This window comes from Chelonobacter oris (assembly GCF_000772535.1).
In the GTDB taxonomy this organism is placed as follows: Bacteria; Pseudomonadota; Gammaproteobacteria; order Enterobacterales; family Pasteurellaceae; genus Chelonobacter; species Chelonobacter oris.
The window spans coordinates 179281-192403 of record NZ_JSUM01000014.1 but is presented as its reverse complement, the minus strand read 5'-3'; the positions used below and the strand labels follow the sequence as shown (position 1 = coordinate 192403).

At 48.2% G+C, this 13123-nt stretch carries 13 protein-coding genes; 4 read left to right on the top strand and 9 right to left on the bottom strand.

Annotated features, from left to right (window positions below):
* Positions 1 to 6 precede the first annotated feature (6 nt).
* Complete coding sequence (modC, locus tag OA57_RS09605; RefSeq protein ID WP_034616922.1) at positions 7 to 1068, top strand: molybdenum ABC transporter ATP-binding protein ModC; 1062 nt, start codon at positions 7 to 9, stop codon at positions 1066 to 1068.
* Positions 1069 to 1143: 75 nt separating this feature from the next.
* Here modC and frdD read toward each other — a convergent pair whose 3' ends face one another.
* From frdD to frdA, 4 genes are read right to left on the bottom strand one after another with little or no spacing between them, the layout of a single operon-like run.
* The gene (gene frdD, locus OA57_RS09600) at positions 1144 to 1485 is read right to left on the bottom strand and encodes a fumarate reductase subunit FrdD (protein WP_034616920.1); all 342 of its coding nucleotides are present in this window, start codon (positions 1483 to 1485) and stop codon (positions 1144 to 1146) included.
* A gap of 11 nt (positions 1486 to 1496) precedes the next feature.
* Positions 1497 to 1895: a fumarate reductase subunit FrdC gene (gene frdC, locus OA57_RS09595; protein WP_034616917.1), complete on the bottom strand. Its 399-nt coding sequence runs from the start codon at positions 1893 to 1895 to the stop codon at positions 1497 to 1499.
* Positions 1896 to 1905: 10 nt separating this feature from the next.
* Positions 1906 to 2646, bottom strand: coding sequence for a succinate dehydrogenase/fumarate reductase iron-sulfur subunit (locus OA57_RS09590; RefSeq protein WP_034616915.1), 741 nt, complete (start codon positions 2644 to 2646; stop codon positions 1906 to 1908).
* A gap of 3 nt (positions 2647 to 2649) precedes the next feature.
* Complete coding sequence (gene frdA, locus OA57_RS09585) at positions 2650 to 4437, bottom strand: fumarate reductase (quinol) flavoprotein subunit (RefSeq protein ID WP_034616912.1); 1788 nt, start codon at positions 4435 to 4437, stop codon at positions 2650 to 2652.
* Positions 4438 to 4780: 343 nt separating this feature from the next.
* Here frdA and epmA point away from each other — a divergent pair, with 343 nt between their 5' ends.
* Both epmA and bacA read left to right on the top strand, forming a co-directional pair.
* Positions 4781 to 5752: an elongation factor P--(R)-beta-lysine ligase gene (gene epmA / locus OA57_RS09580; RefSeq protein WP_034616909.1), complete on the top strand. Its 972-nt coding sequence runs from the start codon at positions 4781 to 4783 to the stop codon at positions 5750 to 5752.
* Between the two features lie 81 nt (positions 5753 to 5833).
* Positions 5834 to 6637: an undecaprenyl-diphosphate phosphatase gene (gene bacA / locus OA57_RS09575; RefSeq protein WP_034616906.1), complete on the top strand. Its 804-nt coding sequence runs from the start codon at positions 5834 to 5836 to the stop codon at positions 6635 to 6637.
* Between the two features lie 55 nt (positions 6638 to 6692).
* Here bacA and OA57_RS09570 read toward each other — a convergent pair whose 3' ends face one another.
* The 3 genes from OA57_RS09570 to glnE form a co-directional block, all read right to left on the bottom strand.
* Complete coding sequence (locus tag OA57_RS09570; RefSeq protein WP_200883620.1) at positions 6693 to 7358, bottom strand: hypothetical protein; 666 nt, start codon at positions 7356 to 7358, stop codon at positions 6693 to 6695.
* Positions 7348 to 8706, bottom strand: coding sequence for an amino-acid N-acetyltransferase (gene argA / locus OA57_RS09565; protein ID WP_034617173.1), 1359 nt, complete (start codon positions 8704 to 8706; stop codon positions 7348 to 7350). The genes OA57_RS09570 and argA overlap by 11 nt, the downstream gene beginning before the upstream one ends.
* 70 nt (positions 8707 to 8776) lie before the next feature.
* Positions 8777 to 11689 (bottom strand): bifunctional [glutamate--ammonia ligase]-adenylyl-L-tyrosine phosphorylase/[glutamate--ammonia-ligase] adenylyltransferase, encoded by a 2913-nt coding sequence (glnE, locus tag OA57_RS09560; protein WP_034616900.1) that lies wholly within the window; start codon positions 11687 to 11689, stop codon positions 8777 to 8779.
* A gap of 235 nt (positions 11690 to 11924) precedes the next feature.
* On the opposite strand from glnE, the gene OA57_RS09555 reads away from it, so the two are divergent.
* Positions 11925 to 12452, top strand: a complete 528-nt coding sequence (locus tag OA57_RS09555) for a hypothetical protein (protein ID WP_034616897.1) — start codon at positions 11925 to 11927, stop codon at positions 12450 to 12452.
* 47 nt (positions 12453 to 12499) lie between these two features.
* Here OA57_RS09555 and OA57_RS09550 read toward each other — a convergent pair whose 3' ends face one another.
* Both OA57_RS09550 and OA57_RS09545 read right to left on the bottom strand, forming a co-directional pair.
* Complete coding sequence (locus OA57_RS09550) at positions 12500 to 12802, bottom strand: hypothetical protein (RefSeq protein WP_034616894.1); 303 nt, start codon at positions 12800 to 12802, stop codon at positions 12500 to 12502.
* A 114-nt stretch (positions 12803 to 12916) separates the two neighbouring features.
* A complete protein-coding gene (locus tag OA57_RS09545; protein WP_034616891.1) occupies positions 12917 to 13120 on the bottom strand; it encodes a glycine zipper 2TM domain-containing protein in 204 nt (67 codons plus the stop codon).
* Positions 13121 to 13123 lie beyond the last annotated feature (3 nt).

Below are 13123 nucleotides of genomic sequence, written 5' to 3'. Positions count from 1 at the left end.
AAACAGATGCTTGAAATTAATGTAAAAAAGCAATTGGGTGCGTTAACGTTGCGTGCAAATGTGCAGATTCCGTCACAAGGCGTTACCGCACTTTTCGGTTTGTCAGGCAGTGGCAAATCGTCGTTGATCAATTTGGTCAGCGGTTTGATTAAACCCGATCAGGGGTATATCCGATTAAACAATCGCACCTTGGCGGACAGTCACAGGCAGATCCATTTGCCGCCGGAAAAGCGCCATTTAGGGTATGTTTTTCAGGACGCGAGGCTGTTTCCGCATTATACGGTGAAAGGTAATCTGGCTTACGGCATGAAAAATATCGGCAAGGAAGCTTATCGGGATATGGTCGAATTGTTGGGAATCGGGCATTTGTTGAATCGTTATCCGGCAACGCTTTCCGGCGGAGAAAAACAACGGGTTGCCATCGGCAGGGCGTTGTTGACCAATCCCGAACTATTGTTGATGGACGAGCCGTTGGCGGCACTGGATTTACCGCGTAAAAATGAGTTGCTGGATTATCTGGATCGGCTGGCAAAAGAGATTAATATTCCGATTTTGTATGTTAGCCACAGTTTAGAAGAGTTATTGCGCTTGGCAACACGGGTGATTTTGATGCGGCAGGGCAGTGTCTTGGCATTTGATGAATTAGAAAATATCTGGCAAAGCGATCATTTTCTGCCGTGGAAAGAGCAACAGCAACAAAGTGCGGTTTTCAGTCTGCCGATTGAAATGCATCACCCGATTTATCAGATGACGGCGCTCAATTTTGCCGGACAAATGCTGTGGATTCACGAAATGTCGCAAAAAAGTCTCGGCGAGCAGGTGCGGATTTGTATTTACAGTTCCGATGTGTCGATTGTCCTGCAACCGGTAAAGGGCAGCAGTATTCGCAATGTGCTGGCGTGTCGGATTACCGCGGTAGATCAACATCAACGGCAGGTTGAAGTGCGGTTAAATGCCGACGGTTTGCAGTTTGCAGCGCTCATCAGCCGTTGGGCGCTGGCAGAATTGAAGTTGACTGCCGGCATGTGGGTTTATGCGCAGGTGAAAAGTGTGTCGGTGGTGGCTTAAGTTTAAGCCGATAGCAAAATAAAAATGCCCAAACCAAGTTTGGGCATTTTGTCGTCTCTATCTCAGTGCGGTTGATTAAATATTAATCACCGCAAAGAAGACCAGTACCGAATAGAGCGTTGCCAGACCGTAGAAAATTACGCCGCTTGCCGGAATATGCAGTTTGAAGTCGTGCATTCCGTGATGCAGGCGGTGCATTCCGGCCCACATTGGAAAAATGGCAACCACCAACAGAATCAACTTGCCGATAATGCTTTGTGCAAATGCGATCATATTATTGGCGTCTACCAATCCCAACGGGTAGAGAAACAATAGAATTAATGCCAATATCGGGAAAACAATGGCGCTGACAGTTCCGCCTGCGCCGAATAATAGCCATACGACAGGTTCATTGGAACGTTTTGGAGCTTGTTTCATTATTTTCCTCCTTAAATATACACAAGAACAAGGGTCAGTACGGAAACGGCAATGGTAATCACCCACATTAGGCTTTTGATTGCAGATTGCGGTACACGTTGGCTTTTGTAAATCAGGTTTAGTGCTTTCGGGGTCAAACCAAACCAAGTCAGGGTGTTAAATACCACGCCTGCCATGGTGATTACACTCAGGATAATCACTAACGGATTTTTCAAAAACGAAACGAAGCCGGTTTCAAAAGTGCCGTTGCCGAGGCATAAGAAACCGTAAAGCAAGACGATACAGAACCAAATGGTCGGCAGAGCCGTGGATTCACGTAAAATGTACATTTTGTAAAAATCCAGTTTTTGCCACCAGTTTGATTTCATTTCGCGCACGTATTTATTACGTTTGCTGGTTGTCGTAGTCATTCTTTCCCCCTTACTTTTGCGGTTTCAGCATGGCGATCACGTAGTCTTTGGCAGACTCGACTTTGCCTTGGTTCACGCCGGCAGCCGGATCAACGTGTTTCGGGCAGACTTCGGAACAGTAGCCGACGAAAGTACAGCTCCAAACCCCGTTTTTGCCGTTCATGATTTTCAGCCGTTCTGCTTTGCCGTTATCGCGGTTATCCAGATTATAACGATGCCCTAATGTCAACACGGCCGGCCCGACAAATTCAGGATTTAAGCCGAATTGCGGACAAGCGGCATAACATAATCCGCAGTTGATACACATTGAGAAAGTGCGGTATTTTTCCAGTTGTGCCGGCGTCTGTTTGGTGCGTTCGCCCGGAGGCGCTTTGTTACCGATGATGTACGGTTTGATCGATTCGAGGCTCTCGATGAAGTGGCTCAAATCCACCACCAGATCGCGTTCGATCGGGAAGTTTGCCAGCGCTTCAACACGCATATGACCGCTGTAGTCGCGTAAAAAGGTTTTACACGCCAGACTCGGCTTGTTGTTCACCATCATGCCGCAAGAACCGCAGATTGCCATTCGGCAAGACCAACGGTAAGAAAGCTCGGGATCAAGCTGATCTTTAATATAACCTAATGCGTCCAATAATGACGTTTGATCGTCATAAGGCACTTGGTAGGCTTTCAAATAGGGTTCTTTGTCAACTTCGGGATTATAACGAAGCACTTCGACAGTCATTGTTTTGCTTGCTAGATCACCCATGGCTTACTCCTTATTTGCCTTTGCCGCTTCCGCCGCATCTGCTTCCGCACCGTATACACGTTTGGCCGGTTGAGATTTGGTAATCTTCACATCACTGTACTCAATTCGTGGTGCGCCGTCCGCATTGTAATAGGCGAGAGTGTGTTTCAAATAATTGGTGTCGTCACGCTCGACGTAGTCTAAACGCTGGTGCGCACCGCGCGATTCTTTCCGGGCAATGGCAGAGGACGAAATGGATTGCGCCACATCAAGAATAGTGCCCAATTCGATAGTGTAGAGAATGTCGGTATTAAATACGCTGGAACGGTCGGAAATCCGCACTTTTTTGAAGCGCTCTTTCAGTTCGGCGATTTTATCCACGGTTTTCTGCATTGATTCTTCGGTACGATAGATACCGCAACCTTCTTCCATCGAATCGCCCATTTCATCACGGATTTTTGACCAGTTCTCATTGCCGTCCTGATCCAATAACGCTTGTAGACGGCCGACCACGTCTTTGGCTTGCGCATCGACGGCAACAGTGTTGACATGTTGTGTTTCAACCGCTCTTTGTGCCGCATATTCGCCGGCGACTTTACCGATAACCACCAGTTCTGCCAATGAGTTGGAGCCTAAACGGTTAGCGCCGTGCAGACCGGAAGAGGCGCACTCGCCGACAGCGAACAAGCCTTTGATACGGGTTTCCGCCTGCTGATTCACTTCGATACCGCCCATGGTGTAATGAACCACAGGACGAACAGGAATCGGTGCTTTTGCCGGATCCACGCCTTCATAGGCTTTTGCCAGCTCACAGATAAACGGCAGACGTTCGTGCAGGTATTTTTCGCCCAGATGACGTAGATCCAGATGCACTACATCCACACCTTTGGCGGTTTTCAGGGTGCGACCGAGGCGCCATTCCTGCCAAAATGCTTGCGAGACTTTATCACGCGGCCCTAGTTCCATATATTTGTTTTCCGGTTTACCGATTGGCGTTTCCGGCCCCAAACCGTAGTCTTGTAAATAACGATAACCGTCTTTGTTGACTAGAATACCGCCTTCGCCACGACAACCTTCCGTCATCAGGATACCGGTATTCGGCAAGCCGGTCGGGTGATATTGCACGAATTCCATATCACGCAACGGCACACCGTGGCGATAAGCCATTGACAGCCCGTCGCCGGTGACGATACCGCCGTTGGTGTTGAAACGGAACGCACGGCAGCCGCCGCCGGTGGCGATAACCACCGCATTGGCATTGATTTGCACCAGTGTGCCTTCCATCATGTTCATGGCAACGACACCGCGTGCATGACCGTCATCGGTCAGAATATCCAGTACGAAATGTTCATCATAACGGATAATTTGCGGAAACTGGATAGAGGTTTGGAACAGCGTATGCAATAAGTGGAAGCCGGTTTTATCGGCCGCAAACCACGTGCGCTCGATTTTCATACCGCCGAAACGACGAACGTTGACCTCACCGTCATTACGACGGCTCCACGGGCAACCCCAACGTTCCAGTTGGGTCATTTCGATTGGTGAATGTTCAACGAAATGTTCGACGACATCCTGTTCGCAAAGCCAGTCGCCGCCGGCAACCGTATCGTGGAAATGCTTGTCATAACTATCTTCGGATTTGATGACAGCCGCAGCCCCGCCTTCGGCAGCTACGGTATGACTACGCATCGGATATACTTTTGATATTAAGGCAATTTTCAGGTTCGGGTTTGCTTCCGCCGCTGCAATCGCAGCACGTAAACCACCACCACCGGCACCAACAATTGCAATATCGACATTGATAGTTTGCACGATATTCCTCCAGTCTCAGATGTAAGTAAAAAGGTAATGATATAAAGTCAAAAAGTAAAATAAACAAATGTTTGGGTTTTTGATCAAGGTCATTTTGCCATTTTTTTTGTAACAACTTAATTGTTTTTTATGAAATGCTCCGGAAAAGGACGGGTTTCGTGATCTACCTCAAAAAAGTGAGTAGATTTAATAATTTACTCTAATAGTCAAGTATTGCGGCGATACGGATAAACGCCCTGTTACGGCGGCGGTTACCCCCGAGGCAGAATATTCGATTGTCGCGTGGCGGGAATCCCGATAAAATGCCGTTTTCGATTTTAAATCAAGACGGAAGAGTTTGTTTATGATTTTACAACAGCAATGGCAGCCGAGTGCGCCGATAAAAAACATGATTGCGCGCGCCAAAATTATGGCGGAGCTGCGCGGGTTTTTTATTGATCGCGGGCTGTTGGAAGTGGAAACGCCGATTTTAAGCGAATACGGTGTGACCGATGTTCACCTTTCAGTATTTGAAACCTGCTTTGCCGCTCCGTTCCAACACCAATCGAAACCGCTCTTTTTGGCGACTAGCCCCGAATATCATATGAAGCGCCTGTTGGCGGCGGGTAGCGGACCGATTTTTCAGATTTGCAAGGTTTTCCGCAACGAGGAAGCCGGGCGCAGACATAATCCGGAATTTACCATGCTGGAGTGGTACCGACCGCACTTTGATATGTATCGACTGATTAATGAGGTAGACGACTTGCTTCAGCAGATTTTGGATTGCGAGCCGGCGGAATCGTTCAGTTATCAATTTATTTTTCAAGAATATGTCGGATTGGATCCGCTTTCTGCCGAAAAAGCCGAACTGGCGAAAAAAGCCAAAGAACACGGCTTGATCGAGGCGGAAAACGAGAGTCGGGATACCTTACTGCAATTTTTGTTCAGCCAAGTAGTGGAACCGCAAATCGGACGGGACAGGCCGGTTGCGGTTTATTATTTCCCGACCTCACAGGCGGCGTTGGCTCAGATCAGCTCGGAGGATCACCGCGTGGCGGAGCGGTTTGAGTTCTATTACAAAGGGTTGGAATTAGCGAACGGATTTAATGAACTGACCGATGCCGCCGAACAGCTGCACCGTTTTGAACGCGACAACAAACAGCGGGCGCAGCTGGGGCTGCGGCAACGGGATATTGATCAGCGTTTTATTTCCGCCCTGCAATCCGGTATGCCGCAGTGCGCAGGCGTTGCACTCGGTGTTGACAGATTAATGATGATTGCGTTGGGGCAACAGGATATTGCCGAGGTGATCAGCTTTAGCTTGGCAAATGCATAAGCGATTTGAATTTAGCGGGATTGAACACCGGCAGCAATTCATATCGGACGATAAAAGATCGGTTGATTTTAAGGAAAAAAGATGTCAGAAATTTTTATTGCGGCAATTTTAGGTATTGTGGAAGGGCTTACCGAGTTTTTGCCGGTGTCTTCTACCGGACATTTAATTATTGCCGCCCATTTTTTGGGTTTTACCGGTGAAAAAGCCGCTACCTTCGAAGTGATTATCCAATTGGGATCGATCTTAGCGGTAGTGGTGGTGTTTTGGCGCAAAATGTTCGGTTTGATCGGCATTCATTTCGGCGTGAAACCGGATCACAGCCAACCGCACTTGACCTTACTGCATATTATCTTGGGAATGGTCCCGGCGGTGGTTATCGGCTTGGCGTTTCACAGCACGATTAAATCGTGGTTTAACATTCAGAATGTGATTTATTCGTTGATTGTCGGTGGGGTTTTGTTGCTGATCGCGGAAAAATTCCGCCCGCGGGTGACGGCGAATACGGTGGATCAAATCAGTTATAAACAGGCATTTGCCATTGGACTGTTTCAGTGTCTGGCGCTGTCGCCGGGCTTTTCCCGATCCGGTGCGACGATTTCGGGTGGTTTGCTGATGGGGGTAGGTCGCCATGCGGCGGCGGAGTATTCTTTTATGCTGGCGGTGCCGATGATGATGGGCGCAACGGTGTTGGATTTGTATAAAAGCTGGCATTTCCTGTCATTTGCAGATCTGCCGATGTTTGCGGTCGGTTTTGTGATGGCGTTTATTGTGGCGATGCTGGCGATTAAATGGCTGTTGGCATTGATTAAACGTATTTCTTTCGTCCCGTTTGCGATTTATCGTTTCGTGGTCGCTATTGCGTTGTATTTTGTGTTTTTATATTAAAGCCTGACCGCACTTTCGCTTATAAATAAAGGAGTTATGCAGAATAAACAGCCGGCTAAATAAAAAATCGGCGGTATTGCATCACCCTGAAATCAATCGTATTGAATGCGGGATTTTGTTTTTTTAACGTTTTATATTCCGCCATTGCACCCACAGCACGGTTGGCCGCGCCGGAAGGGGCGGTGAGCGAGACCGTGGTAAAAGTGCGGTTCTGCCAGTCAAATTGATGAATCCGAGGGATATTGCCGTCAATCAAATCCAACGTCAGTCCCGCATTTTTCAGGTGTTGGCGAAACAAGTATTCCGGGCTATTTTTGCTGTTGCCGCCAGTGAACAGTAGCGTTTTAATCATGGGGTATTCGGCGAGATATTGCAGCAGCGGGCGGAGGATAATTTGGCTCATGCCGCTATCGGATGCATCAATTTTTTGTCGGCGGCACTGCCGTACCATATCACAAATCCCGATTCTGTGTTTAATCAAAAAATCACGCCGCTGTTCTACCGCACTTTGGCTGTTTTCAAACAAAAAATCAATAGCGAAAATCTTGCCCAGAATCAGCCATAATTGCCCGTCGCGGCTGCCGTAGCAGAAATCGACATCGTCCGCTTTGAGTAAGCCTTGCGAAAAACGGGGCGGCGGCAACGTGCCGACAATCAGTTTGTCGGCGGTTGTCGGGATAAAAGGCGGGTAGGGATGTCGGTGCAGAAAATCAGCGTTCACTGCGATGGCGCTCGTGCTCATGTTCAAACAGATTTTGAATCAGGATCTTCGATTTGCGCTGATAGTTGTAGTGTTCCCGTTTGTCTTTCGGTAAATCTTCCACGTCGGCAATTTTAAAACCACGCTCTTGGAACCAGTGTACGGTGCGGGTGGTCAAAACGAACAGTTGTCTGATTTTGAGTTTGCGTGCGCGTTTTTGCAGCTCTTCCAGCAAAATATCGCCCCGTGAGGAGTTGCGGTAATCCGGATGAACGGCCACGCACGCCATTTCCGCCATATTTTCTTCTTCGTACACATTGAGCGCGGCGCAGGCGATGACCACGCCGTCACGTTCGATAATGGTGTAGTTGCCGATCTCCATTTCCAGCTGTTCGCGTGAACGTTTGACAAGAATGCCCTGCTGTTCGAACGGTTGGATAAGCGCCAGCAGACCGGCGATATCCTGAATGGTGGCGAGACGAATGGTTTCTGAACTTTCCATCGAGACTTGGGTTCCGATCCCGTCCCGTGAGAACAGCTCTTGCAGCAGCGTGCCGTCTTCTTCGTAGCTGAGCAAGTGTGAACGCTTGATGCCGGCACGGCTGACATCAATCGCCGCTTGCAGGAAACGGGCTTGCGAACTGTGATAATGCCCGTTTTCGATTAATTCGTGCAGGTGAACCGCCGCACGTTGCGGGAACAAATCGGCAATAATGTCGCCGTTTTCGTCACGAATACCGTTGTCGGCGCAGAAGCCGATCAATTTTTCCGCATTCAGTTTGATCGCTACCTGAGTAGCGATGTCTTCAAACGGCATATTGAAATTTTCACCGGTGACCGACGCTCCGATCGGGCCGAGCAGCACGATCGCATCGTTATCCAATTGTTGTTTGATGGCTTTAATGTCGATACGGCGAATTTTGCCGCTCAACATGTAATCCACGCCGTCATCAATGCCGATCGGCTGGGCAATCACAAAATTGCCGCTGACCACATTGATACTGTTGTTGCTGTGATTGCCGGCATTGAAAGTGCGGACGGACAGGCGGGCGCTGATGTCGAATTGCAGCTTTCCGACCACTTGTTTGACCAGCTCCAGCGTTTCAGTGTCGGTCACACGAATATTTTTGTGATAAACCGGATCGATATTGTGCGCCTGTAGGGCTTCGTTGATTTGATGACGCACGCCGAAAACCACCACCAGTTTGATTCCCAAGCTGTGTAGTAAACTGATGTCATTGATTATATTGATGAAGTTTCTGCTGGCGATGGTATTGCCGTCGAGCATGATGACAAAGGTTTTGTCACGGTGCAGGCTGACGTAAGGAGTGGATTCTCTGAACCATTCGACTAATTCGGTATCACGTATCATATTTTGTCCCACGGGAAATCGTTATTTCGATATTTTGCATTTTTATGCAATGCGGTGCAACTGCATTCTAATGGTTAAACAGCCATTGCCAGATTTCTCTGACGAAAGCTCTTTCCGTCACAAACTCTTGTTCGCTGACAACGGATTTTTGACCGATCAAATTGAGATGGTGGATCCGATTGCGCAAATCGACATAGCAGCGTTTTAATGTTTTGCTTTGAACCGCACTTAGCACTTGTGCCTCAGCCATGCTGTCGAAAATCCGTACATTGTCCGACCAGCGACAGAGTTCGGGGTGCTGCGGGGCATTGGCGAGTACCAGATATTGGGCGATAAATTCAATATCGGTGATGCCGCCGGCATCGGTTTTGATATTAAACCTGCCCGGTTGCGTGTTGGCGAGGTGTTGATACATTTTTTCACGCATCTCACTGACATCATTTTTCAATTGCGATATATCGCGCGCCGTCGCCAGAATGCTTGCCCGAATTTGCGCAAACCGCACTTGAAGTACAGTTTCGCCGTAAATCGCACGGGTGCGTACCAGCGCTTGCCGCTCCCAAGTCCAGGCATCTTGTTGTTGGTATTGTTCAAACGCTTCGATACTGCTGACCAACAGCCCGGACGAACCGGACGGGCGCAGCCGCATATCAACCTCGTACAAAATGCCGGCGCGGGTATTGATATTAAAAATACTGACGATTTTTTGTGCCAGCCGCAAATAAAACTGGCTGCTGTCAATGCAACGTTTACCGCCGATCGTTTGACCGTTCGGCGGGGCGTCATACAAAAACACCAAATCCAAATCGGAATTGTAACCCAACTCAATACCGCCCAGCTTGCCGTAAGCGATCACCAGAAAGTTTTTTTCATTCGCTTGCAGGTGATCCGGCGTGCCGAAGCGTCGGGTGGTTTGCTGCCATGCCAGATTGACCACGGCACTGACAATGGCTTCCGCCAGATAGGTGAGGTGATCGCTGACTTTCATCACCGGCAGCACGTCTAAAATATCGGCGGCGGCGGTGCGTAGCAAGGTGGCTTGTTTGAATTGGCGCAGTGCATCAATCTGCTGCTCTTCATCGTCTTGCGGGATCCGCAGCAGATACTCTTTTAAGGTGTTGCGGTATTCGCTGAACGGCGGCGGATTGAACAGCGTTTTATGATCGAGCAGTTCGTCCAGCAGAATCGGATAATTGGCGACCTGTTCGGCGATCATCGGCGATGCGGCACAGAGACGAATCAGCATATTCAAGGCGGAAGGGTGTTCCAGCAACAGCTCCAGATAGGTGGTGCGGGTGACGATTTTGCCGATAATGTTCAGGATTTTCGGTAACACGCTTTCTACCTGCGGGTGCGCAAGCAGTTTATCCAGTACGCAGGGCATGAGTTTATATAGTACATCACGTCCGCGCTGACCGATTTGGCGGCGCTGAATGTCGTTGTAAAAGCGGCTGAGTTCCGCTTTCAGGGTTTCATTCCGTTCTGCGGTAAACGCATATTGCTGCAATGCGGTGTCCAAATACTCATGATGATTGCCGAGATGGATAAAATCATTCCAAACCGATTCGTGTTGTCGGTTCTCCTGACTGTCGTTTTCGTCGCCGATTAACTGGCTGAACACATTGCGCACATTTTGGTGTTGCTGCTGCAAGCAGGCATAAAAGCTGTTCCAATCGTGAATCGGGTAGTGAATATCGATCACCTCGCCTTGCGGATCCAACACCGTGAAATATCGGCAGGCGTGGGCTAACCGTACTTTATCGGTTTCATTTTGCGGCAATTGCTGAGTTTGTTGATCCGCAATCGCCTGTAATACGTTTTCAACCCGGCGCAAAAACAGATAGCCTGCCTGCAACGCATGCGCTTCCGGTGCGGGAATCAGGTTCAGACGCACCAAGTGCGGTAGGATTTTTAACAACGAGCGGTGCTGTAAATCCGGTTCTCTGCCGCCCCGAATCAATTGGAATACCTGCACGATAAATTCGACTTCACGAATACCGCCGGCGCCAAGCTTGATATTATCCATCAATCCGCGACGGCGGATTTCACGCTCAATCATCGCTTTCATATCACGCAGCGACTGAATGACGCTGAAATCGATGTAACGCCGATAAACAAACGGCATCAGCATTTTTTTCAATTGTGCATAATAAGGATTGGTGCTTTCATCACCCATTAAACGGGCCTTGATCATGGCATAGCGCTCCCAATCTCGCCCTTGCTCTTGATAATAATCTTCCATTGCGGCAAAACTGAGCGCCAGTGCGCCGGCATCGCCAAACGGACGTAGCCGCATGTCGACCCGATAGACAAAACCGTCAATGGTGTGTTGATCCAGCGCTTTGATAATCCGTTGTGCCAGACGGATAAAAAATTGCGAATTATCCACGCTGCGCCGTGCACCGACGGTTTCGCCTTTTTCGGGATAGGTGAAGATCAGATCGATATCGGAAGAAAAATTAAGTTCAAATCCGCCCAATTTGCCCATGCCGAGAATCAGCAGCGGCTGCGGCTGACCGCACTTGTTCATCGGTGTACCTAATTCCTGACAAATTTTCGGGTACAGCCAATCACGGGTTGCAACAATCAAGCTTTCCGCCAGTTGTGAAAGTGTGGTAAAGGTTTGTTCCACCGACATCAGATTCAAACTTTGACAAAAACTCAATGCCGCCATTTCCCGATTACGGAATTGTCGTAGCACCCGATAAAGCTGTTCTTCTTCATGAATTTCTTGCAACTCGGCAGCAAGCCGTTCGGCATAATTGCTACAGGTCTGTAATGAAGGCGGCGTTTGCCGCCATCGAGAAAGCAAGTCAGGCTGTTTGCGTAACACTTCAAATACGAAATCGGAAAGGGCAAGTGCGGTTTCGAGCTGTGACCGAAACGGACTTGTCTTGATTTCATTCGCTAAAGCGGGGTTTTCGAGCAGGGTAAAAAGTGTTTGCAGAGAGTTTAATTGAGCAGGCAAAACAAGCGACATAAGGCGGATTCCCGATAGACAACCAAATATGAGGCAAACTTTAGCATAAATTGACAAATAGCGGCGAATTTTATATTCGTCGTTATCACGCTTTTCGATTGCAATGTTTTTTGAGCGCGAACTAAAACGTAAAGCAATACATGACTATTTTTAAAAAAGTGTTGCTAAGTGCTTGTGCTGTGCTGTGCTGTAAAATCAAACGATTTTTATTTTTATTATTAAGGGGTTATAGAATATGAAGACGTATAAGTTGTTTATGATGATCGCGATATGTTTAGCTTTGTCGGGTTGTCAGCAATTGCTGGAAACAAGTCGTACAATGAGAGGGATTTTAAATCAAGTTAATACGGGGCTGTCCGGCGACGCAGTGTATGTTACGCAATCGGCACAAAATTCTGTTGATGCCGCACTAAATAAAGCAAAACCTTCGGCGGGAGCCGCGACACTTTTTAAACAAGCAAAACCGGCTATTTCTCATTTTATCGGATTAATTGCTTGTGGAACAAAAGATGCACAATTAAAAGCCTATGCCGATCCCGATAGTGGAACTTGGAATATAGTTTCACCGTTTAATGCTATGCCTTACCATAAATCGGGCTGTTTAGACATATTACGAATTAACAACATTAAACGCAAAGCGGCAAATGTGGTCTATTTTAAAGTGCAATATATTTCGCCGCAAAGTCAGGAAAGCACAGGGTGGGGCTATGAAGCGATAAAACAACCTGATGGTGAATGGTTATTTGCAGGTTCGTTATTTTAATTATTGTTAATTGAAGTGCGGTCAGATCATAACCGCACTTGCTACCGTTACTGTGCTTTCAACAGTGCAACCAGCTCCGCTTGAGTTTGACAGGCGGTTACCGCTTCTACTTCGTCCGGGCTGAGGTGCATTAAGACGATATATTCGCCGTCATGATCGATACCGGTAATAAATTCACCGTCTTGTGAACCTTTGCCGCCGTATTCAATCCGTTCGCAGAAAGTCAGCATGGCCTCTTCCAAGCGTTTGGCGGCTAAAGTGCGGTCGGCAATATATTGTTCCGCTTCGCTTTCGGGAATCAGGTAGGCGTCGACTTTGACCATCGGTTGATATTTTTGGATTTTTTTCATGTGTACTCCGAATTAAGAGAAAATTTGTCGGTTTAGGTATCGGCTAACGCGCGGGAGGACGGGATATCATGTGGAAGGGGAAATAACGGGCGGTATCTGATCCGCCCGTAAATTTTATTCGACTTGGCTGCCGATAACGCCGCCGAGAGCCGCACCGCCTAATGTGGCGCCGGTGCTGTTGCCGATAACATTCCCGGCGACACCGCCGACGGCCGCACCAATTGCGGTGTTTTTCTGTCTGGTTGTCATGTTCGAACAACCGGCGATAAACAAGAAAACTAAAGCTAAGATAGAGGATTTAAACGCAATCTTTTTCATATA